The organism is Thermosulfurimonas dismutans, from assembly GCF_001652585.1.
Classification (GTDB): domain Bacteria; phylum Desulfobacterota; class Thermodesulfobacteria; order Thermodesulfobacteriales; family Thermodesulfobacteriaceae; genus Thermosulfurimonas; species Thermosulfurimonas dismutans.
This window is the reverse complement of sequence record NZ_LWLG01000001.1, coordinates 59232-80000: the sequence shown is the minus strand read 5'-3', so window position 1 is coordinate 80000 and position 20769 is coordinate 59232. Positions and strand designations below refer to the sequence as shown.

30 protein-coding genes are annotated in these 20769 nt (G+C 49.3%); 14 read left to right on the top strand and 16 right to left on the bottom strand.

The window, feature by feature from the left end:
- Position 1: 1 nt before the first annotated feature.
- From TDIS_RS00450 to TDIS_RS00435, 4 genes are all read left to right on the top strand, one after another.
- The gene (locus TDIS_RS00450; RefSeq protein WP_068668187.1) at positions 2–430 is read left to right on the top strand and encodes a F0F1 ATP synthase subunit epsilon; all 429 of its coding nucleotides are present in this window, start codon (positions 2–4) and stop codon (positions 428–430) included.
- A 130-nt stretch (positions 431–560) separates the two neighbouring features.
- Positions 561–1028 carry a YbhB/YbcL family Raf kinase inhibitor-like protein gene (locus TDIS_RS00445; RefSeq protein WP_068668185.1) on the top strand — a complete coding sequence of 156 codons (468 nt, stop codon included), beginning with the start codon at positions 561–563 and terminating at the stop codon, positions 1026–1028.
- A gap of 14 nt (positions 1029–1042) precedes the next feature.
- On the top strand, positions 1043–1321 hold the full coding sequence (locus TDIS_RS00440) for a hypothetical protein (RefSeq protein WP_208595654.1): 279 nt from the start codon (positions 1043–1045) through the stop codon (positions 1319–1321).
- Positions 1321–2109, top strand: a complete 789-nt coding sequence (locus tag TDIS_RS00435) for an ATP-grasp domain-containing protein (RefSeq protein WP_068668183.1) — start codon at positions 1321–1323, stop codon at positions 2107–2109. The genes TDIS_RS00440 and TDIS_RS00435 overlap by 1 nt, the downstream gene beginning before the upstream one ends.
- Here the strand turns inward: TDIS_RS00435 and TDIS_RS00430 are convergent.
- On the bottom strand, positions 2066–3844 hold the full coding sequence (locus tag TDIS_RS00430; protein ID WP_068668181.1) for an FG-GAP-like repeat-containing protein: 1779 nt from the start codon (positions 3842–3844) through the stop codon (positions 2066–2068). The two genes, TDIS_RS00435 and TDIS_RS00430, sit on opposite strands and share 44 nt — an antisense overlap.
- A 47-nt stretch (positions 3845–3891) precedes the next feature.
- Here TDIS_RS00430 and TDIS_RS00425 point away from each other — a divergent pair, with 47 nt between their 5' ends.
- The 6 genes from TDIS_RS00425 to cutA are packed head-to-tail and all read left to right on the top strand — an operon-like array spanning position 3892 to position 7050.
- The gene (locus tag TDIS_RS00425; RefSeq protein WP_068668179.1) at positions 3892–4743 is read left to right on the top strand and encodes a 50S ribosomal protein L11 methyltransferase; all 852 of its coding nucleotides are present in this window, start codon (positions 3892–3894) and stop codon (positions 4741–4743) included.
- A 40-nt stretch (positions 4744–4783) separates the two neighbouring features.
- Complete coding sequence (locus TDIS_RS00420; RefSeq protein ID WP_068668177.1) at positions 4784–5131, top strand: CGGC domain-containing protein; 348 nt, start codon at positions 4784–4786, stop codon at positions 5129–5131.
- A complete protein-coding gene (locus TDIS_RS00415) occupies positions 5131–5772 on the top strand; it encodes a riboflavin synthase (RefSeq protein ID WP_068668175.1) in 642 nt (213 codons plus the stop codon). Before TDIS_RS00420 ends, TDIS_RS00415 begins: the two co-directional genes overlap by 1 nt.
- Positions 5773–5777: 5 nt before the next feature.
- Positions 5778–6305 carry an SMC-Scp complex subunit ScpB gene (gene scpB / locus TDIS_RS00410; protein WP_068668173.1) on the top strand — a complete coding sequence of 176 codons (528 nt, stop codon included), beginning with the start codon at positions 5778–5780 and terminating at the stop codon, positions 6303–6305.
- Complete coding sequence (locus TDIS_RS00405; RefSeq protein WP_068668171.1) at positions 6302–6727, top strand: hypothetical protein; 426 nt, start codon at positions 6302–6304, stop codon at positions 6725–6727. Before scpB ends, TDIS_RS00405 begins: the two co-directional genes overlap by 4 nt.
- Complete coding sequence (gene cutA, locus TDIS_RS00400; RefSeq protein WP_068668169.1) at positions 6724–7050, top strand: divalent-cation tolerance protein CutA; 327 nt, start codon at positions 6724–6726, stop codon at positions 7048–7050. The genes TDIS_RS00405 and cutA overlap by 4 nt, the downstream gene beginning before the upstream one ends.
- 3 nt (positions 7051–7053) lie before the next feature.
- On the opposite strand, the gene TDIS_RS00395 is transcribed toward cutA, so the two are convergent.
- Positions 7054–7854 carry a diguanylate cyclase domain-containing protein gene (locus tag TDIS_RS00395; RefSeq protein WP_068668167.1) on the bottom strand — a complete coding sequence of 267 codons (801 nt, stop codon included), beginning with the start codon at positions 7852–7854 and terminating at the stop codon, positions 7054–7056.
- A 154-nt stretch (positions 7855–8008) separates the two neighbouring features.
- Here TDIS_RS00395 and TDIS_RS00390 point away from each other — a divergent pair, with 154 nt between their 5' ends.
- Together TDIS_RS00390 and TDIS_RS00385 are read left to right on the top strand one after the other, a co-directional pair.
- A complete protein-coding gene (locus TDIS_RS00390; RefSeq protein WP_084270869.1) occupies positions 8009–8761 on the top strand; it encodes a CsgG/HfaB family protein in 753 nt (250 codons plus the stop codon).
- 12 nt (positions 8762–8773) lie between these two features.
- Positions 8774–9145, top strand: a complete 372-nt coding sequence (locus tag TDIS_RS00385; protein ID WP_068668163.1) for a hypothetical protein — start codon at positions 8774–8776, stop codon at positions 9143–9145.
- Here TDIS_RS00385 and TDIS_RS00380 read toward each other — a convergent pair.
- Genes TDIS_RS00380 through TDIS_RS00345 form a run of 8 tightly spaced genes read right to left on the bottom strand, consistent with a single transcriptional unit; the run spans position 9125 to position 15774 of the window.
- On the bottom strand, positions 9125–9997 hold the full coding sequence (locus TDIS_RS00380; protein ID WP_068668161.1) for a S66 peptidase family protein: 873 nt from the start codon (positions 9995–9997) through the stop codon (positions 9125–9127). The genes TDIS_RS00385 and TDIS_RS00380 overlap by 21 nt on opposite strands.
- Positions 9994–10794, bottom strand: coding sequence for a type III pantothenate kinase (locus TDIS_RS00375; RefSeq protein WP_068668159.1), 801 nt, complete (start codon positions 10792–10794; stop codon positions 9994–9996). Before TDIS_RS00375 ends, TDIS_RS00380 begins: the two co-directional genes overlap by 4 nt.
- Positions 10764–11573: a 50S ribosomal protein L11 methyltransferase gene (locus TDIS_RS00370; RefSeq protein ID WP_068668156.1), complete on the bottom strand. Its 810-nt coding sequence runs from the start codon at positions 11571–11573 to the stop codon at positions 10764–10766. The genes TDIS_RS00375 and TDIS_RS00370 overlap by 31 nt, the downstream gene beginning before the upstream one ends.
- On the bottom strand, positions 11554–13290 hold the full coding sequence (locus tag TDIS_RS00365) for a M48 family metallopeptidase (RefSeq protein ID WP_068668154.1): 1737 nt from the start codon (positions 13288–13290) through the stop codon (positions 11554–11556). The genes TDIS_RS00370 and TDIS_RS00365 overlap by 20 nt, the downstream gene beginning before the upstream one ends.
- A 5-nt stretch (positions 13291–13295) precedes the next feature.
- Positions 13296–13538 (bottom strand): FmdB family zinc ribbon protein, encoded by a 243-nt coding sequence (locus TDIS_RS00360; protein ID WP_068668152.1) that lies wholly within the window; start codon positions 13536–13538, stop codon positions 13296–13298.
- A 6-nt stretch (positions 13539–13544) separates the two neighbouring features.
- Positions 13545–14069, bottom strand: coding sequence for a hypothetical protein (locus TDIS_RS00355; protein ID WP_153303707.1), 525 nt, complete (start codon positions 14067–14069; stop codon positions 13545–13547).
- The gene (gene pheA / locus TDIS_RS00350; RefSeq protein ID WP_068668786.1) at positions 14036–15106 is read right to left on the bottom strand and encodes a prephenate dehydratase; all 1071 of its coding nucleotides are present in this window, start codon (positions 15104–15106) and stop codon (positions 14036–14038) included. Before pheA ends, TDIS_RS00355 begins: the two co-directional genes overlap by 34 nt.
- Before the next feature lie 41 nt (positions 15107–15147).
- Positions 15148–15774: a thermonuclease family protein gene (locus tag TDIS_RS00345; RefSeq protein WP_068668148.1), complete on the bottom strand. Its 627-nt coding sequence runs from the start codon at positions 15772–15774 to the stop codon at positions 15148–15150.
- A 40-nt stretch (positions 15775–15814) separates the two neighbouring features.
- Between TDIS_RS00345 and TDIS_RS00340 the strand changes: the two genes are divergently transcribed.
- Together TDIS_RS00340 and rpe are read left to right on the top strand one after the other, a co-directional pair.
- Positions 15815–16219 carry a hypothetical protein gene (locus TDIS_RS00340; protein ID WP_084270867.1) on the top strand — a complete coding sequence of 135 codons (405 nt, stop codon included), beginning with the start codon at positions 15815–15817 and terminating at the stop codon, positions 16217–16219.
- Positions 16200–16886 (top strand): ribulose-phosphate 3-epimerase, encoded by a 687-nt coding sequence (rpe, locus tag TDIS_RS00335; RefSeq protein WP_068668145.1) that lies wholly within the window; start codon positions 16200–16202, stop codon positions 16884–16886. Before TDIS_RS00340 ends, rpe begins: the two co-directional genes overlap by 20 nt.
- Here rpe and TDIS_RS00330 read toward each other — a convergent pair.
- From TDIS_RS00330 to TDIS_RS00305, 6 genes are read right to left on the bottom strand one after another with little or no spacing between them, the layout of a single operon-like run.
- Positions 16845–17534, bottom strand: coding sequence for a CDP-alcohol phosphatidyltransferase family protein (locus TDIS_RS00330; RefSeq protein WP_068668143.1), 690 nt, complete (start codon positions 17532–17534; stop codon positions 16845–16847). The two genes, rpe and TDIS_RS00330, sit on opposite strands and share 42 nt — an antisense overlap.
- Before the next feature lie 14 nt (positions 17535–17548).
- Complete coding sequence (locus tag TDIS_RS00325; RefSeq protein WP_068668141.1) at positions 17549–17824, bottom strand: TraR/DksA family transcriptional regulator; 276 nt, start codon at positions 17822–17824, stop codon at positions 17549–17551.
- Positions 17825–17827: 3 nt separating this feature from the next.
- Entirely contained in the window at positions 17828–18334 is a 507-nt protein-coding gene (locus tag TDIS_RS00320) for a BCAM0308 family protein (RefSeq protein ID WP_068668138.1), read from the bottom strand.
- Between the two features lie 14 nt (positions 18335–18348).
- Positions 18349–18981: an alpha/beta hydrolase family protein gene (locus TDIS_RS00315; RefSeq protein WP_068668135.1), complete on the bottom strand. Its 633-nt coding sequence runs from the start codon at positions 18979–18981 to the stop codon at positions 18349–18351.
- Complete coding sequence (locus TDIS_RS00310; protein WP_068668133.1) at positions 18960–19445, bottom strand: hypothetical protein; 486 nt, start codon at positions 19443–19445, stop codon at positions 18960–18962. The genes TDIS_RS00315 and TDIS_RS00310 overlap by 22 nt, the downstream gene beginning before the upstream one ends.
- Positions 19445–20740 (bottom strand): IMP cyclohydrolase, encoded by a 1296-nt coding sequence (locus TDIS_RS00305; RefSeq protein WP_208595653.1) that lies wholly within the window; start codon positions 20738–20740, stop codon positions 19445–19447. Before TDIS_RS00305 ends, TDIS_RS00310 begins: the two co-directional genes overlap by 1 nt.
- Positions 20741–20769 lie beyond the last annotated feature (29 nt).

Genomic DNA, 20769 nt, shown 5'->3' with positions numbered 1-20769 from the left:
AATGGCCCGTATTCTTCTGGAGATCGTTACGCCTGACAAAGTGGTAGTAAGTGAAGAGGTGGATATTGTGACTGCTCCGGGCGTGGCCGGTGAGTTCGGGGTACTGGCCGGTCACGCCCCGATGCTTGCGGGCCTGAAGATAGGTTCTGTCCATTATCGTGTGGGGGATCGAGAGGAGTGGGTGGCTGTAAGTGGAGGATTCTGTGAGGTAACTGGTAAAAAAGTTACCTTGCTCGTGGAAGCTGCTGAAAAAGCCCATGAAATTGATGTCGAGAGAGCCTTGCGGGCTAAGGAAAGGGCGGAAAAGAGATTGCAAGAGGCCCAGGCTAAAGGAGATCGGTTGGCCGAGGCTCGGGCAAGAGCTGCTCTTCAGAGAGCTCTTACTCGGATAGCTCTTGCAGAAAGAGTAAAAGCTGGGCATCCTAGATAATTGTCAGCATATCGGCTTTGCCTCTTTATGTATTCTTGTTGTTCCCCCTCAAAGGTCTTATTATTTAAGCATGAGGTTTTTACTAGCTCTTTTATGGGGGATTTTTTGGGTTAGCACCAGGGGGTATGCCATGAAAATTTGGTCCCCTATTATCCCCTCAGAAGGAAAAATCCCCAGAAAATATGTTATGAGGGCTGCGGGGGGCGAGAATCTCTCTCCGCCTCTTAAATGGGAGGGAGTGCCTGCAGAGGCGAAATCTTTGGTGTTGGTATGTGTGGATACCCATCCCATTGCCCGCAACTGGATGCACTGGATAGTCACTAATCTGCCACCTTCGATAACCGAACTTCCAGAAGGAGCATCCGGTAAAGCTATGCCTTCTGGGGCTACGGAGCTTACTAATTCGTATGGATTTAAGGGTTATGGAGGACCTCAGCCACCTCCTGGGACGGGTCCGCATCCTTATCATTTTATCCTCTATGCTCTGGATGTGGAGAGGGTTGAATTGCCAGAAAGACCCTCTTTGGCAGAGGTAGAAAGATATCTATCCGGCCATGTTATCGCCAAGGCCTCCTTTATCGGTTATTATGAAAGATAGGAGGACTTGAAGAAATGACTAAGAACGCGAAAACTTCTTCGGTCCCACGCCATCGTATTGTGGCCCGTAAACCTATTACAGTTGTACTGAGGGAAAAGCTAGTCTGCCCTTATTGCGGAAATCAGGAAGAGTTTTACGAAGTTACCGAAAATGCTTATGTCATGGTCCATTATCTCCAAAATGAAGATGGTACCTTTGTGCCTATAGGTGAAGATATGGAGGTTTCCGGTCCGGTGCGTTTCTTTTGCGGACGGTGTCAGGCCGATCTTTCCCATCTACGCGACAAACTTTGATGCGTCCTCCCTGGGTCATTACTTCAAATCGTGTCTTTCGAGAACACTACCAGGAACTTCAAAGAGGAGACCTGATCTTAACACGGATCAGTTTGAAATACGGTGAGGAATGGCTCTTATTTGATTTGGCCGAAAGAGGAGTGGAAGCTTACCCTTCCCTTCTCTCACAATGGCTTTCCCGATCCAAGGCCTTTCAAGTTGCGGTTCTAGGGACTTTTATGCCCCCAGGGACCCTTCTCATTCGAGATCGACATGATCTTATTCGAGCTCTGAATTACTTTGGGCACCTTGGAGTTGGAGAAGTAGTCACTAAAAGGGATAGAGCTAACTGTGGACTTGGAATTCACCTTTGGCAGAGTGTGGAGGATGTTTTCAATCATGCCGGCAATCCGCCTCTGGAATATCCCTTTGTACTTCAACCCCGGTTCCGGGATGTTCGGGATATTCGGGTAGTTATTCTAGGAGATTATATAGAGGCCTATGAGCGAAAGAATCCCTTTAATTTTAGAAACAATATTTTTTTCGGGGGTGGGAGTCGGTCGTATGCCCTTTCGGAGGCCGAGCTCGATTTTTGTCGTAAGGTTATGGTTAGAGGAAAATTTCCGTACGCCCATTTGGATTTGATTTACACTGAAAAGGGAGGGCCTTTCCTTTCGGAAATTAATCTTCGGGGCGGCCTTAAAGGAGCCCAAATAACCCAGGAGGAGTACGAAAGGAAAGTAGCGGCCTTAACGGAGAGCTTTCTCAGGGAATGGCTCGATAAACATCCTGGGGCCCAGAAGCTTTGATTTTAGGCATCTTTAAGGGGAGAGCTAGGAGATACGATTCTCCCTCTTGGGTAAAGGGGTTCCCCTTCGCCAGGGCTACGAAGAGTTCCTGGCCATAAATTCCCAATCCTTGAATGGGACCTTCAAATTTCCCTGAAATGGGCAATAGTTCAAAACCGGTGGCGCTGTGGGTAAGTACCAAGACCTCGCCACTACTATAAGCCGGGATACCAGGGAGGAGATCCCGGTGGCTGCTTTCGTTGGCCACCAGAATGACCTCCTTTCGGCCATCGCCATTGAGATCACTTGTTAGGAAATTAACCTCAGCTGGAATGGTTAATTTGTAGGTCTGCCGATAGGGGCCAGCGGAGGCCTTGATCACATAACTGCTGCCTCCTACCTTCCGGTTTGAGATCCAGAGTTTCGTGGTGTAGCGGTAGACGGCCAGTTTGTGCCCTTTATTAATAAAGATGGTCTCCAGGTAACCATCTCCATCAAGATCTGCAAAGGCGCTTCCGATAAGTCTGAAGCCCTCGGGCACTTTAAGTTCCTTTTGATAGGTTACCTGGTTTCCTCGTCGGCCAAGGATGTAAACCTTGTGGCCAAAAAAGTTTTCGGGAGAATAAGTTTGGCCGAGAAGGGTGTCGTTTCGACCGTCACCGTTAAAGTCTGCAAAGGAGAGGATGAGATTGAGGTTTTTGATTTCAGGCCGCAAATTTCGGCCGTCAAACTTGAGGAGTTCACTTCGCAGGCCTTCTTTGTCCACGTAAACGTTCAGGGCCAACCAACCCCGGGGCCCGAGGGAAAAATTGAGTACCTTGCCGAAACTCTGGTACTGGTATTTGGTCAGCAATTCCCCTCGATACCGGGCAACATATAAGGCCTTGGGCGTCAGATAAACAATTTCTGGTTTTCCATCCTCATCGAGATCTCCCATTTCAAAGTCAATGATTACTTGGGGTAGTCTCCCTTCCCGCCTAAATACTGGAGCCGAAGGTTGTGTGTAACGAAGGGTGGAATAAGGATAACGATTAGAAACAGAGGGAGAAGGAGTAAGGGCGGAAGGGGGAGTAGGAGACGTATAAGTCTGGGGCTTCCTTTGGGGGTGGGGGCTGATGGTCCTTGGAGCTGTAGGACCAGGTGGCGGGGGAGAAATCAAAGGAAAGGTGTAGGCCCTTATCAGCTCGAGTCGGGGGTTGTAAAGCCTTAGTTCTCCTTGGCCGAGATAGAGTACAAAATCTATTCTTTTTTGACCGAGTTCGGCTGGCGAAAGGGCTCCTAAAGTCTTGCTGGTTTCCACTATAAGATGGCTTTGGGAGAAGATTTCCTTGAGTTCAGGAATCAAAATTTCTATTTCCGAAGCCGAGGGAGCAATGAGTAGAATTTTTTGATCTCCAAAACGGATGGCTGGAGAGGGAATGGGAAATTCTTCCTTTTTATAAGTGAGTCTACCGGTAGCAAAGTTTTCTTCTACTCTTACGATTTCGGCTTTGGCTACCGGATTTTTGAGATATCCTAGGACCTCTTTGGTTTGGGGATGGATAACGGGTTTACCCTTGCGATAGATGGTAAAGATATCCCCTAACTTTACTCCTTGGGCGCGGCCTTTGTCCAAAATTACGGTCTCACCATCAAGACCAATCACCAGGGCCGAAAGCGGCGAGAGATCTTTCTTGACTTCCGGAGGAAGGATCGCCCAGGCAGGAAAAATTATCATGAACAGGAGTAAAAATGATATCAAAAGCGATTTTTTCATCTCTTTCTCCCTTGGCTAAAACTTGAAATCCCATTAGGCTATCTACCATGAAACCCGACAAAGCTCAAATCTGGTTCGAGATCCGAGTTAGTGGAGAACCTAAGATTTTAGAGGAAGCCCTCCCCTTGCTTGCGGAAAGATGGGGCGGTTTTGAATTCCGTGAGGCGGGTTCCGCTGTCCAGGCCAGCTTTTATTTAGCTTCAGGGGCCGATCTGGAGGCCTTTAAACAAGAAGTAGCCGCCTTGGGCCTGGTCTTGGAGAATGTTGCGGAAATCGCAGATCAAGACTGGGGACGAGTTTGGAAGGAAAACTTCAAACCCCTCAGAATTTCGAAAAGGATTTGGATATATCCACCCTGGGAAAGACTTGAGGTACCTAAGGGAGAGATAGGTCTGGTGATCGATCCCGGACAGGCCTTTGGCACGGGGCATCATCCTACTACAGCTCTTATGCTCAGGGCCCTTGATGAACTTTTCGAAAGGAAGAGGCCGGTCTCGGTCCTAGATGTGGGGACCGGAACGGGTATTTTGGCCCTGTCGGCCGCAAGACTTGGGGCTCATAACGTCCTGGCTTTGGATATAGATCCCGAGGCTGTGGAGGCTGCTCGCAAAAACGCGAGTCTAAATCAATTACCCTTAGAGGTGTCTTTGCAAAGGGTGGAAGATTTGGCAGAAGAGTTCGAATTGGTCATGGCCAATATATCGGCTTGGGAACTCAAGCGTCTGGCTGGAAGTCTGGCGGAGAGAACGGCCCCGGGAGGTTATCTTTTCTTGGCGGGCTTTCTTGTGAAAGAGATGGCCGAAATGAAGGTCTGTTATTTATCCTTAGGACTCAGATGTATCGCCGAGAAAGAGTTAGACGAATGGGGTTTCCTTGCCTTTTCAAGAGAGGCCCGTTAGGTTTTAGATACAGAAATAAATTTCGAAAAGGAGGTGTTTTATGCCCAAGGTCTTGATTGTGGCTTGTGGTTCTTATGCCGAGACTTCCAACTCCTGTGTAGGGGATTGGAAATGTCTCTATTCGGCGGCCGAAAAGAAAGGCCCATTTGCGGAATATCCCGATGAAGTCAAGGTGATGGGGTTCTTGCGGTGCAAGTGTCCTGGTAGGTCTCTGGTAGCCAATATCGCAATGGCCAAGGAGAAGACCGGTTTTGAAGTGGTACATCTTACCAACTGCTTGGCCAAGGCCAAGCCGGCCTGCAAAAACCATGATCTTGACGAATTAGTCAAGATGATTCAGGAAAAAACCGGGGCCAAAGTCGTTCTCGGTACCCACGATCTTGGTTAATGTTTACCGGACTGGTTGAGGGCTTAGGTACCATAAAGAAGATAAGACCCAAGGGAGGGGGCCTGGTACTGGGTATCGAGGCCCCCTTCTCGCTTGAGAATACCAGGGTGGGAGATAGTGTGGCTGTAAATGGGGCCTGCCTTACGGTGGTTGCCCTTGAGGGGCAGATATTTGAAGTGGATGTTTCTCCGGAAACCTTGATGCGGACCACTCTGGGGGAGCTTAAGGTAGGGGATCGGGTCAACCTCGAAAGGGCCCTGAGGCTCGGGGATAGACTGGGGGGGCACCTGGTGACCGGTCACGTGGACGGTATCGGGCGGGTGGTGAGCCGAGAGAATAAGGGTAATTTCTTCTTTTTTAGAATCTGGGCTCCATCGGAAGTTTCCCGTTACCTCGTCGAGAAGGGGTCGGTAGCCGTTGATGGCGTAAGTCTTACTGTAAATCGGGTCTTTGGAGAGGAATTCGAGCTGGCTGTGATACCCCACACGGCCTCCTTGACTACTTTAGGATTCCGTAAATCCGGTGATCGGGTGAATCTCGAGGCTGATCTCCTAGCCAAATATGTTGAAAAATTTCTTTCTCCGTATAGAGGTGGAGGAGACCTTTCCGAAGATTTTCTGAAAGAAAGCGGTTTCTTTTAACGCTGATGACAAACGGTCTGATTAAAAAGGCCCTGGAGGCTATTCTACTGGCCTCTGGGAAGACCATAAAGCTTAAAGAGCTTAAGGTTCTTTTTCCGGAAGTTCCAGAAGAAGATCTTCGGAATCTTTTATATGAACTGGCTTTAGAATATCAAGGCCGTGGAATTAGGATTCGAGAGGTAGCCGGAGGCTTCAGGATGGAAACCGTACCGGAAGTATCCGAATATGTGCGGGCTTACCTCAAACCCAAGCCTCAAAGACTTTCGAGGGCCGCCCTTGAGACCTTAGCAGTGATTGCTTATTATCAACCCATAACCCGGGCCGAAATCGAAAGGATGCGAGGGGTAGATGCCTCGGCCTCCCTAAAAATCCTTCTTGAAAGGGAACTCATTCGGGTAGTGGGGCGCAAGGAAGTCCCAGGAAGACCTCTTCTTTACGGCACTACCGAGAAATTTTTAGAGGTGTTTGGTTTGAAGGACTTGAGAGATCTACCACCTCTTGAAGAACTTAAAAGGCTTTCGGGAAGAGCATGATAAGGAAAGAGGTCCAAGAAGAAGCCGAGTTGATCTTGCGAGAGGGAGGAGAAGTCCCGGAGGTGGCCTTCTGGAATTCTTACTTTTACCTTACGGAAAATCCAGAAGGGCCGAGCTTAAAGCTGAGCCCTGAGGAACTCCAGCACCTTAAGGAAGCAGTGATAAAACGTTATCTCATGATCATCGAAAGGGATCTTACAGTGCAAAACATAGGCCGGCCCTGCTATCGGGGAATATCTCGGGCGAGAACGAATTGGCAGAGATTAAGAAACTTTCTCGAAAAACAGGGATTTTCGGTGGAGACCTTCCGTCAAATTCTACTGCGACAACTTAATAACTTTTTGGAAAATTTGCCGCAACAAGATTTATTGTATCTAGAAGCTCTGAAATTTAAAAAGGAACTCGAAGGGGGAGGCCAATGAGCGGCGAAGTGGTCCTGCTTTATGTGACGGCAGGCAGCCAGGAAGAAGCCCTGAAGATTGCGAAAACCTTGGTGGAGGAGAGACTCTGCGCCTGCGTGAACGTCTTCCCTGAGATAAGCTCAATTTACTGGTGGGAAGGGAAAGTGCAAGAAGATCGAGAAGCTGTCCTTTTAGTCAAGACCAGGCGTGAATTTGCAGAAAAGGTCAAGTCCCGGATCCTCGAGATTCATTCTTATACCTGTCCCTGTATTCTGGAGATTCCGGTTATAGGTGGGCACGAGGCTTTTATAGACTGGATATTAATGGAGACCCGATCAAGTTAGGGGTTATAGTCTAATAAATTTGTTTTGCTGGGCAGCTGTAATAGCCCTTTCCAAAACCACGTTCAGATGATCTGCTCCTAAAATATTAGTACCACCGATTCGATATTCAATATGATTGATAGTGCCGCCTAGATTGCAAGGGAATTTTTTGTAAGCCAGGGTCTGGATGAGCCTTTCTATGGAAGGAATGTCTTGGCCTACGGTAATAACTGCAAGAAGTCTCTCCCCTGGACGAGTCAGAAAATCCCGCGGAGAAAAGAAATTTTTAATGAATTTAGCTGAGGCTAAAATTATCTTGTCTTCATAAATTCGTAATTTTTCCTCTTTGGGTAGTAAGATGTAGAAGACTATAAAAGAATAGTCTTCAGAGTATATATGCTGTTTGATTACGTAATCAAATATTCGCTGCAATCCTCGTCGGTTCCAGAACTTTGTGAGAGGGTCTATTAATATCTCTTCTTTTAAAAAATGAATTTCCGTTTCTAATTTTTCTATTTTTTGCTTTAATTGGTAAATTTGATCTATTTTTTTCGAATTCAATTCAATTTTTATTTTGGTGTCTTCGTTCTGGTGATTAGTCAATGCACTTAATAGATTATCTAAAAAAACCTTGCTTTCTTTTAAAACGGAGAATAATTCCGGTTCAGCGAATTCCTTTTGGCTTTGTATTCTAGTGAAAATCTGAGAATAATTAACGGGATAAGGGACTTTGCCTTCTTTCTGAATTGATAAAAATGCTTCCCAAGCGCAGGCAAGGGCTTTTTGTTCCTGTTTAAGTAGTTTTTCGAAGAGTATAGCGTCCAATTTTGGATTTTAATTTTTATTTTTTGTCCAACTCCAAAATGGAAGTAGAATTGTATATTACAAGCTATAGGTTTGCAATCCCTATTAGCCCTATTAGCTTGTCATATCATTAATTTTGTGATAATTAGAGTCCAAAAAACGAAAAGGGGGGTATATGCGTTTAATTAAAGTTTTTAGTGTATGTATGATTGTTCTATTTAGTTTGATTTCCTGTGTTTCCTCGGGGGTGGAGACCAGGGTTGAAAGTACTGGCCCTACCGTTCAAGAGGTGGTTACGTATCGAGGTCCTAAAGCTCGGATTGCGGTGGCTAGTTTTAAGTGTAAGGCCGCCAAGTGTGGTGATGCCATTGGAGAAGGACTTGCAGACATGCTGGCTACGGCTCTCTTTCGCACAGGGCGCTTTATCGTGCTTGAACGTGGTGAGGGGCTCAAGGCCATCCAGGAGGAGCTTAATTTGGGACAGTCCGGTTATATGCGTCCGGGAGCGGCTCCTCAGATAGGTCAGATGGAAGGGGCCGATATTTTGGTTATAGGAGCTATTACTGCCTTTGAGCCCGAGGCTTCGGGGATAGGCGGAGGTGGAGTAGTAGTACCTTTTAATGTGCCTCTTATTGGTGGGGCCAAGATCTCTAAGAAAGAAGCCTATATTGCGGCCGATATCCGTCTAGTGGACGTGAGGACCGGTCGGGTTATCAATGCCACTTCGGTTGAGGGTAAGGCTACTTCCTGGAATATAGCTGGTGGCATGGGGACCATTTTGGGGACCGTGGCTCTAGGCGGTGCTTTAGGGGCTTACAAAAACACCCCGATGGAGAAGGCCATTCGGGTGATGCTTTATAACGCCATAGATGCCATTGCTCGCATGGTACCAGAGGATTATTACCGTTGGGGACAAACGGAAAATTAAAGGGAGGTCGGTATGCTTTCGCCGGAGGCTATTCAGGCTCTCCTTCCTCGAGAGCGGATAGAGGCTTTTTTTGAGGCCTTCTATTTCGGTGAAGAGCCGGCCTATGATCTGGCCCTGGCCCTCGGGGCCTTCGATAAGGAACGGAAGTTTATCCGCTTAGAGCTTCAACTTAAGGCTAGGCCGGGGAAGTGTCTGGCTTGCAATCTTACCTGGGGCCTTCCTAAGGTGTTCGAAAAACACCCAGCCCTAGATCTGAAGGGCGTGGTAGCCGAACTTGAAAAACTACTGCCAGATAGTTTGAAAGTTAGACACTGGGAACTCGGTCCAACCGAAGAAATAAATCCTGATCTCCACGTTATCCCTTTACTTATCTATCTCGAATAAAAGGGCCCGACCTTCAGAAATAGTAAGTCGGGCCCTTTGGCCTATGGGGAAAGCTCGGCTTTCTGGAAAATGCCCAATTTTGAAGGCATAGCCGGTGGGTAGATCGGGCGGGAGTATCTCCTTTAGGATGGACAGGTACCCTTCCGGGGGAAGGCCGCAAAGGTCACCAATAACCAGGCCGGAAACTTTCTCAAAAATTCCGGCCAAGGCCAGTTGGGTGAAGAGTCGCTCTAGGCGGTAAAGTTTTTCGTTGGTTTCTTCTATGATTAGGATTTTACCCGAAAGGTCCGGCCAGTAAGGGGTGCCGAGGAGACTGGCTAGACTGGCAAGATTTCCGCCGCATAAAAAGCCCTCCGCTTCTCCTTGAATTAGAGGTAAGCCGTTTATTTTAAACCTTTCCCTACCCAAAAGGAGAGCTTTGAGTTTGTCGCAGGCTTCCTTGGATAGTCTGGCTAGAAAAGTCACCGTGGGAGCGTGCCAAGAAGGTATTTGAAAACGGTCAAAAAGATGGTTCAGGAGGAGTGATAAATCACTAAAGCCAATGATTATCGGGTAAGAGCGCCTTCGAGTAAGCTCCAATTCCTTGAGATAGGGCAAAATTTTAAGAGAACCGAAGCCCCCTCGGGCAGCCCATAGGGCCTTGAAGTCCCCGCTCAGAAAAAGCTCTCGAAACTCTCGGGCGCGGCTTTCGTCCGGCCCGGCCAAGTAACGGTGAGTTTCAAATATCCTTTCAGGGATATGGATCCTGAGCCCCCAGGATTCAAGGATTTCGATTCCGGCCAGAAGTTCCCTCTCAGAGACGGCCCCTGCGGGGGCAAAGAGGGCTATCCTATCCCCGTGAGAAAGCTTCATTTTTCGATTTGTTCCCGGTAGAGATAAAAAAGGCCCTCCAGGGTGAGATGAGGCTCAATCCTTTCTATTTTCGGACAAAGAGGGGCCAGAGTGGCGGCTAGACCTCCAGTGGCCAATACCAGAGGATCCGTTTTCATCTCTTCGGAAAGCCTAGCGATAAGACCCTCGGTGAGGGCGGCGAAACCGTAGAGGAGGCCACTTTTCATGGCGGATAGGGTATCACGCCCCAGGGCCGAGTCCGGAGGGGAGTTAAGATCTACGCGGGGAAGCTTGGCCGTTTTGGTGAAAAGGCTTTCGGCCGCGCTCTCAAGTCCTGGCGCAATGGCTCCTCCCAGATACTCTCCTTTTTCCGATACGCAGTCGAAAGTAGTGGCCGTTCCGTAGTCTACGATGATTACGGAACGGCGGAATTTCTGCCAGCCGGCATAGGCGTTTACCATCCGGTCGGCTCCTACTTCTTGGGGATATTGCAATTTGACCGGGATGGGGACCACTTCTGCCGATACCAAGAGCCATTCCTTCACCAGCCACCGCCGAACCACCGCCTCCCAGATCTCATTTAAAGGCGGAACCACGGAGGCCAGGGCTATGCCTTTTATCTGAGACAATGGAATGTCGAAGACTTCCAGAAAATTTCGAAGGAGGATTAGTAGTTCCTCCGGGGTAATCTCCAGACGTGTCCGAAAACGGAAAGTCTTGAGCAGTAATCCGTCCCGGCGAAAGATACCGCAGGCCGTAGTGGTGTTCCCTATATCCACACACCATATTAAGTCTTCGGATTTCTTAAAAGGATACAAACCCAACCCTCCTCCTCTTTTCGGTCCTCGATTTCAAAGCCGGCTCCCCAAATGGCCTCCCGAAGTTCGGCCTCCATGGAAATCACAAAGCCTGAAATAAGATAGTACCGAGAGGTTTGAAAGGAGGGAAGCCCTAGAAGCTCAAGCAACAGTCCTTTGTAAAGGTTAGCCAGCACAAGGTCTACGGGCCGACCGATGACCTTTCGGACATCCTCCTCCAAAACCTCGGCTGAAAGGCCGTTGATTTCGAGATTCTTCTTGGTCAGGGCCACACAAAGAGGATTGCGATCCACGGCCGTAACCATAGCTCCGAGTTTAGCTGCCAACAGGGTGAGAAGTCCGCTTCCGCATCCGAGATCGAGAACCTGAGTAAAAGGGCCTGCCTTCTCCCATAGTTCCCAGAGGGAGTCTAGCATGAGGCGAGTGGTGGGATGGCCTCCGCTTCCGAAGACTACTCCGGGGTCGAAACGGAGGTCGTAAGAGCCTTCTTCCCAAACCGGAGCCAGGGATAAGGGACCGACCCGGAAGGGTGTAAGTCTTCGCCCCTCCCCCCATTCCTCATAAGGCACGGCGGCTGAAAGTTCGAACTTGAGGCCGTAGAACTGGGAGATTTTTTCCGGTAATCCGTCCTTTTCGCGGTGGAAAAAGAGTACTGAAAGGCCGTCTTCTTCCCAACAACCAATAAAATCGGGATCTGGAAGAGCCCTCAAGTCCGGATGACATCCCGAAAAGGCATAGAGATAAAGGGTCTCGTATCTTTTATAAGGAGGTCTCAGCATCTTCGCAAAACTCCCGCGTTCTTCTGTGGTAATAGGAGAGGTCTTTGCCTTTGAGCGTTTGAGCCAGGGTGAGGGCCTTTCTAGAGTATTGACAGGCGATTTCAAGCTTCCCAGCCTGCCGATAGGCTTCGGCCAAGGTATCCAAGATCTCGGGAGAGGTCTCAAGGCTTGCGGCCTTTTGAGCGAGATTCAAAGCCCTTGGCGGATCTCTTAGAGTTTGGTCCTTGGCCGTAAGGAGTAGCCAGGCCAGATTGTTGAGGAGCCACGGGTCTTCGGGGCTCCGGGGAAGAGCCTTTTCGTAGATCTTAAGGGCTTCCCTTTCCAAACCCTGCGAAAAAAGAAAGTCTCCCAGGCCCCGCAGAAGTTCGGGCTTCTTTTCGGCCCGTCTCTCGAGCCCCAGATAGAGATTCTGTAAGGCCCTGGTCTTGAGAGCCTTACCGTCAGCGAGACTTCCGGAAAGAATCAAACTGAGGGTCAAAAATAGGAAAATGAGGAGTCTTCTTCGTAATCTTTTGTGATGGGCTTGGGCCAGTTCCGGTCTTTCCGAAACTTTCCTCAGGAACTGAATCCGTTCCTCGATACTGAAGTGATGCCAGCTGGGGGCCTTTTTAAGGCCTGAAATATAGGCGATCTTTTCGAGGGAGGAAATGAGCCCTTGTGCCGATCCTAAGCTTTCCAGAGCGTAAAGGTCAGCCTCTCTTTCGAAATGGCGCATGAAATATCCCATGAGATAACGAAAATAGAGGATTACCGCAAGGCCTAGGATTAATACCATACCAATCTCTGGCCAGAGACGGAATTTGAGATCCGGGGATAGAAACCATTCTGGATAAGGGAAAAGGGAGAGAAATAGAAGCCAGCCAGGCTCAAGGCCGAAATATAAAATGAGGATGAAAGAGAGCAAGAACATAAGCAGAAAAAGTAGGTGACGATTTTTGAGGTGTCCTACTTCATGAGCCACCACCGAAAGGACTTCTTCCTCCGTAAGGATCGAAAGAAGCCCTGGGGAGATGAGGAGGTACCGGAAAGGGTAAACGAATCCCATAACACCGGCGGTCAATAGTCGGCCTTCAAAAGGAAGCCAAAGGTAGATTTCACCGAGTTTTAGGTTCTCCCGGCGAAGATAGTTCTCGATGAGATCTCTGAGTCTTGAGGTAGGAAAGATCTTCGTGGGCCAGGATTTTACGGCTAAATAAGGAAAAAAGACGGCTAAGATGATAAGAAAAGAGGGCCAGAAGAGTACTTCTGGCGGACGGATATAAAGTTTGGAAAGGCTACTTTCTAGCAAATAAGCCAAAAACCAGGGAAGGAGGGCCGGTAAGAAGAGTTTGAGCTGGGAGGAGATATATTTAGTGGTCGGAAGTTCCAGGAGGTAGGCCCGTCTTTCGTATCGGCCGGCAAAAAACCAGCCTATGAGGAGATAATGTAAGAATAGGCCTAGGGCCCAGAATTCCTGAGGGAGATAGGCTGGTAGATTGAGAAGGGCAACGTCTAGAAAAAGAAAAACTAGAGCCCATTTTAGGAGTTGTCGCTGCCTTAAAGTGAATTGTAGACTGTCTCGGGCGGTGGCAAATAGGCGTTGGACCAGGATGAACCAAACTGCCTCTTTAAAGAGAAAGAATGGAAAGATCTGCGAGAGGGGGAGCTTTTCCTGAGAAGGCCAAGCTCCCCAAAGGATCAGGGACAAAAAGAGATAGATGATCTCATCATAAAACACTGTCCTTAGGCTTTATCCTTACTTTCCGAGCCCCCCTTGGAGGTCTCCTTAGAAGAATCCTTGCGCTCCTTGCGGGCATAATCCGTGACATACCATCCCGAGCCCTTGAGAATAAAAGAACTCTGACTTATAAGCTTTCGAAGTTTGCCGCCACAAGCTTCACATTTTGTAAGGGGTGCATCAGTAATCTTTTGCCAGACCTCAAGGTGTTTACCGCAGGCCTCGCACTCGTATTCATAGACCGGCATGGCCTATCACCTCCTCTGGTAGTTTTGATCAAAGTATTCCAGGGTTTCAGGAAGCCCGGGGATGAAGGCCAAGGGCTTCAATATTTCTCGGGTTTTGGCATGGACTTTTCTTTCCTCTAACATCCTTTGTTCATCTTTAGCAAAATAAGAGGCTTCATAACGGGCGAACCTTACCATATGTACCAGTTCGTGTGTAAAAATATAAAGCATAAGAGCCGGAAGAAAACCCCTACTAAAAGGTATGCGGCGGCCATAAGGGAAAAGGATAAAATAAGACTCCCTTTTGGTGGAGGGAGAGTCGGCTTCGTTTCGACCCTTTACAAGAACCGCTAAGGCCTCCTCAGGGAAAGGCCAGGTGTCTTTCAAAAATCGAATTTCATACTGGAGCTTTTTGAGCGTCCTTGTTGAAAGGGCGTAATGCTCAAAAACTAGTTCCTCGGCCAAAGCCGAGGTCGCGGCCAAGAGGTGGGCACATGGCAGAAGTCTCCCCTTACGCCTTAGAGATGCCCCCGTGGGTATGACCCAAGCCATTCCAGATGCAGACAGTGTCTTTTTACTTCCTCCAGGCACTCTTTGAGGATAGGGTCCTCTACGTGACCTTCACAATCGAGGAAGAAGAGGTACCGCCAGGGTTCGCTTTTGGCCGGACGGCTCTCGATCTTGGTGAGATTGATTTTTCGTTCGGCAAAGGTCTTCAGGACCTCATAAAGGGCTCCCGGTCGATCCGAGACACTGAAAAAGAGAGAGGTCTTATCTTCCCCTGTGGGGGCCGGGGACTCCCGACCTATGATCCAGAAACGGGTTACGTTGCCTTTGTAGTCCTCGATGTGTTTGGCTACTACTTGTAGGTGATAGGTGCGGGCTGCGAGCGGACTAGCAATGGCCGCCACCGTGGGATCCACCGCCGCCCAGCGGGCGGCCAGGGCCGTGGAAGCCACTTCCTCAATGGCTACCGAAGGGAGGTTCTTCCGCAACCATCTTCGACACTGAGCTAGGGCATGAGGATGGGATAGAACCTTTTTGATGTCCTCTCGTCTACCGGTCTGGTTAAGGAGATTGTGCGTGATGGGAATATAGACCTCTCCACAGACCCTGACTTTGTACTGCGAAAAGGCATCCAGAGTGGTGGAGACGGTGCCTTCAATAGAGTTTTCTACCGGAACTACCCCGAAACGGGCCCGCTCACTTTCCACTTCTTCAAAGACGTCCAGCACGGATTCTACCGGTAGGAAAGCCGCCGTTTGACCGAAGAATTCCAGGGCTGCCATGTGGCTGAAGGTGGCCTCCGGCCCCAGATAAGCCACCCGGGTGGGTTCTTGGGCTTGGCGACAGGTGTTTATGATTTCAAGTAAAATGACCTTTAGGGCTTCTTCAGGGAAGAAACCTCGATTGAGTTCGAGAAGACGCCTTAAGATTTCTCTTTCCCTAGAAAGATCAAGACTTGATCGTCCCTCTCGGCGTTTGATTTCGCCTATACGCTTTACGATCTCAAAGCGTCTTTTGAGGATTTCTATAAGCTTTTCGTCTAGATTGTCTATTTCTTCGCGCAGTTTTTGTAGTTCACTCATGGCTTTTAAGAACTCTAAAAGCAAGGGGCTAATTGTCAAGATCAGGGAGGCCAGGGACGACACCCCCTGGCCGGACAATAGCCAGCGGAAAAGGCCTCTTCAAGAGAATTGAAAATGCGTTTCCTTTTGATCTTTTGGGCCTGCGGACAACCTGGGCGATGAAAACGACGCGATTTCCGATTGCCGACATAAAAGGGTTCGGTATTTTTGAGCCTGGAAAATAGGCCTCTTCGATTCTTCAGGGCCTCTCTCTGAAGGCGAAGGAGCTTTTGGTAATACTTGGTGCTTCCGGGGTAATAGCAAACCAAGGCTAGCCCTTTGGCTACCAGAATCTCTGAGACCAAACGTCCATCAGGAAGAAACAGATAGCCCAACAGTCGCCGGTAACGGTCGCGTTTCCTTTGGGCCTCCTCTAGATAGAGTCTTTGCCCCTCGGTCAACTTACGATTCAAGAGATAGGCTTCTCGAGCGAAAGGTTCGGGAGGGCCCTTTTTGGTATGAAGTTCCGGGGTGTTTATGCCGGCGTAGCGGAGGTGAGTGCCGTCCTCAAGGATTACGGTGTCGCCGTCAATCACTTTTACTATTTTTACCCATTTCCCGGCCTCGACCGGGAAAGGCCAGAGGAAGAGGAGAAGCAAAAGGAGGCCTTTCAAGAATTTACAACTCATGAATTTACAACTCATGGATTTCACTTTATATACAAAAGGTATGCTTGAAAAGGCTACCCGCAAGGAACCGGTATTGATTCAGACTTCGGCCGGGCTCTTTCTGGGGCTGGTGTGTTTTCACCACGGCTTCGAGAGTCTAAACTTTGTACTCGAGAAACGAGAATTTTTTGATTTTGAGTGGCCAGCCCTTGTAACCGCAGATGCCGGGGGCTTGCGGCCGGTATTTTTAGGGCTGGATCACATCGTGATTCAGCGGCAGAATGTGGTATGGTACAGCACTTCGATCCCCGAAGCCCTAATTAGCCAGTACAAGATGCGCCTTCCCAAGCCTCCTGCAGGTCCTCCGGAAGGCTCCCCGTCTCCTCCTAAATCTTCACGTGAGAAGTCCAAAGACGAGAAAGTGGTGGTCTTTCCAGGGTTAAAGAATGAAAAACCTCAAGATTGAGATTGCCCCTTCCATCCTTTCTGCGGATTTCAGCCGTCTGGCAGAAGAGGTCAAGACGGTAGAGGCTGCCGGAGCGGACCTTCTGCACTTGGATGTCATGGATGGCCATTTTGTGCCCAATTTGACCTTTGGCCCTCAAGTAGTGGCTTCCTTACGTCCTCATACCGAGTTGCCCTTTGATGTGCACCTTATGATAGAGGATCCTGATCGCTACCTTGATGAGTTCGCCAGGGCTGGAGCCGACTGGATCTCGGTGCACGCCGAGGCTTGTCCCCATCTACACCGCACAATCTCTCGCATCAAAGAACTAGGAAAAAAGGCCGGAGTGGCCTTGAATCCCGCCACTCCCCTTTCGGCCATTGAGTGGTTGCTTACAGATTTAGATTTCGTCCTCGTCATGAGCGTTAATCCTGGCTTTGGAGGCCAGAAATTCATTTCTTTTGCGGTTGAGAAGATAAAGGTTCTCAAGACCATGATTCAAGACCGAGGTCTGGCCGTTAAAATTCAGGTGGATGGGGGTATTAATCCCCAGACTGCGCCTCTGGTGGTAGCGGCCGGGGCCGAAATTTTAGTAGCCGGCTCTGCAGTTTTCGGGAAGGAGTCTTACTCCGAAGCCATCAAGGCCTTAAAGGAAGCTTCTAAAATAGCCCCAAAGGATCTCAAATAAGAAACAGGCCGCCAGGCCGATCAGAATCAAAGGCCAAAAAGGTCCACTTTGAGGAAAGAGGGAAAGCAGGCTTAGAGGAGGAACCACCCTGTAGCCAACGGCCCATATGAGACGAGGTTTTCGCCTGAGTTCCCTCAGGCCTTTCTTCATGTAGGGGTAGGCGCTAAGCCAGGTAAGGGCCAGAACCAGGAAGGTTATTCCATGAAGGCTCCCTTCTCTCAAAGGGGAACTCATAAAGTTTCCCACGATGATCACTAGGCCGGCTCCGACCATCTGGAAAGCGGTTTTGATCCGCGCCAAAGACCAAACTTGTAATTTTCCCGGGAAGATGTTCCTCAGGGCCGAGACCAGGATTTCGCGGGTTACTATCAGGAACACCGGCCAAAAGGGGATATAGGCCAGCCGATACAACAAAAGATAAACCACACTCACGAAAATTTTGTCCGCTACGGGATCAAGGAGGGCTCCCAGTCGGGAATGCCCCTTCCGGCGAGCTAATCGGCCGTCCAGATAATCCGTAAAGCCCAGAAGAGACCCCAGCCCTACGGCCGTAAGCTTGGATTCTGGCCCTCCGAAGAGAAGAAGACAGGGAATGGGGAGGAGGAAAATCCTCAATAGGGTCAGGCGATTAGGGGTAATCTTTATCATTATTTCTTAATTTCTTATTCTACGGCCTCAAGCATTTCCCATTTTTCCTGACAGGCCCGACAACGTTTGGCCCAAGGGATGGTCTCCAGCCGTTTGAGACGTATCCAACGGCCGCAATCAATACATCGTCCGTAATGGCCAGCCTCCAATCGCTGTAAGGCCTCTTCTATTTCCTGGAGAATTTCTGATTCCGGAGCGGTTCTATAGATCTCCTCTTTCCGCCGCAGGAGGAGTTCCCGCAATCGGGCCTTTTCCTCTGTGCTCAGAGGCCGTCTGGCGGAAACTTCCATACTTTATCTCTCCCAGTAAATTCTAACCAGTTTGTCTCCATCCGACCAGCGGAAGGAGAGGTTTCCTTTGTAAGCTCTGTGGACAGCCCTTCCCAATCTTTGGGCCAAATGGTCAGTGGTGGTCTCGATGATGGTACGACCGTCTTCTTCGTACATGGTGATGATCTGGTCTAGGGGGTTGTTTTCCCGGGCCCGTTCATATTCGTTATGGATGAGACGCATGATTTCATCCCGATGTTTTTCAAAAAACGGCCCCGAAAGATAAACGTAACCCATGGCATAACGTTCGTTGACCTTGCGACATCCCGGACAGAGGATCTTGGGGACAAAATCGGTATCCTTGAACTCCTCATAAAAGGCCTCGTCCACTAGCCAACGTTTGTCTCGGAAAACGGCATGACACTTGGGACAGAGGGCTTCCCCCGAAGGGGCCTTGTCGGAAAGATAGGGATCATCCGTATTCTGATATTCTTGAGTCTCCCGTATCCATCTTTCACCCTTTTTGGACATAAAGATTCACCCCCTTAATGGTGAGTTTTTCTTTCCCTCGCCCAGCGTCCCACCCGAGGATTGATGAACTCGGTTATGGTCTGGATGTAGAGATCGCCCCCTTTCACGATGGTCTCCCCCCTCTGCATGCCCGGCATAAGAAGGAGCTTTTTCGCATGGGCTGGAGATAAGATAAACATTCTTTCGGCCTCCGTGAAGGGAAAGGTAGAGTCCAATTGGGGATGGAGCATCAGGTGGGGTTTGCGAAGGCTTTTTAAATATTCCGCGGCCTCGGTCTTGTCCTCAGGCCGCAAGCTGTCCAGTACGAGCCCCGCAATATCGGTGGAAAAGTTGTGAGCCAGTTTTAAGGCCCAAAGAGTACCTTTACCTTCTCCCCATACCCAGAAGCTCAAAAGTCTTCCGCGATCTTTTAAAAAGTTTTTTAATTTTTCAAAGCCGATTCTCAAATCTTCCCATTCCCCTTCAGGGGGAAACAGAAAAACCGTAAAGTTTTCGAGCCAAAATTTCTTGGCCAAGGACTCATAAAGGGCAAAGTCATTTTCTCCCGAAGGGAGGAGTAAAAGGGGGGGCGCGACCTCCAAGGTAAGGTAGATCCTTATGGTAAGGCCATTAAGGGCTAGCTCTTCTATATGGGTCGGTCCTTCCATAGTTCCTCTAATCTTTCGGCTTCCTCATCCTTGCGTCTGATCTCTTCTTCCCATCGGACTTTTCTTTCAAAAAGGGGGATTTCGCTCTGAATAAGTCTGTCGCGAAAGGAAGGATGGGAGAGATATTCCAAAGCCGCTTTTAAGAAATGGTCCTTTATGGTTTCAAAGACCTGATTCCTTTCCTTTTCGTCTACGAAATGCCTTTCCTTTCGATAGCGATAATAGATCACCCCTCCGGTCTCTTGGAGGAATCTTTCAAACATTTCTGGGGCCGAAAAATGTTCGGCCCCTACTTTTACCTCGATCTGCGCCAACATTCCTATCAGCCAGCGATCACCGGCTAACTTCCGAGAATAATCCCAGATTTCGAGGGTGAGGCCATTCGGGAGGTTTCTCACCTCCACGAGCTTCCCAGGCCAAAGGGGTTGATAATCTCTAGTTGGAGGTAGCCACTCGTAAGCCATTAGTGTTTGAAGACCCTCTGCCCAGTAAAGACCATCGCCACCGGAGGCTCGGCCTCATTGCAGGCCTCAATGGATTCCCAGTCCCGGAGGGAGCCTCCGGGCTGAATGATGGCTGAAATGCCTTCCCGAATGGCCACATCTACTGCGTCCCGGAAGGGGAAGAAGGCGTCTGAGACCATGACCGAGCCCGGAAGCCCGGCTCGGGCGGCCTTGGTCTCCTCGTCTATTTCGATTTTTTGAGATTCTGGCCGCTTCCCCTGCCGAATTTCAAGTTCAAGCTGTTTGTAAGGAATACCGTAACGGTCGTAACAAAGGAGATCTGCATACTTGGTATAGGCCTTGAAGATGGCAATCTCTGTGACCCCTACCCGATCCTGTTCGCCGGTTCCGATGGCCACGGTGCACTGATCCTTCACAAAGAGGACCGAGTTTGAGGTTACCCCTATTTCCACCGCCCAGCCGAAGATCATATCCTCGATCTCCCGTTCAGTGGGCTCCCGTCGGCACCGGACCTCTGTGCCGTCAGGCTTTACGGCCACCGCGGGTTTGAGATCCTCGGGGCCCTTTACCTTGTTGACCTGTGACTGCTGGACGATAAGGCCACCATCCATGAGGCTCTTGAACTCCACTACTCGCAGCCCCCAGTACTTTTCAAGCTGGTCGATGCGGTTTATCCGAATTATTCGGAGATTTTTGCGCTTTTTGAGGATCTCGACCGCGCCTTCCTCGTATTCCGGAGCGGCTACCACCTCGAAATACTGCTCACTGATGGCCTCTGCACAAGCCTTGTCTACCGGCCGATTGAGGGCGATGGCTCCTCCAAAGGCCGCAATCCGATCCGCCCGAAAGGCCCTGATGAAGGCCTCGGCTATAGTTTCTCCATAAGCCACCCCACAGGGATTGTTGTGTTTCACGATCACACAGCAGGGCTTTTTAGAGAGATAACGCAAAATATTGAGGGCGTTGTCTATGTCCGTGAGATTGGTCTTGCTGGGATGCTTCCCGAACTGAAGCAGGTCTTCTTCTCTTAAGCTTGAGACCAGTCCAAGCCCAGGCTCGATATATTCGCACTCTCCAAGAATTAAGTTGCCGTTTGCCAGTTCATAAAGGGCGGCTTCCTGATCCGGGTTTTCACCATAACGAAGACCTCTTTCTTCTATGATTCCAGGCTCAACCTCTATTTTCCAGGTCCTCTTTCGGTAGACCAAAGTCTGGTCTCCAAAAGTGATCCGTATTTCCGAGGGGAAATGGTCTCCTTTAACGGTCCGATACATCTTCTTGAGATCTTCCGCCACGGCTCTACCCCCTTCTTAAAATTTCTGTA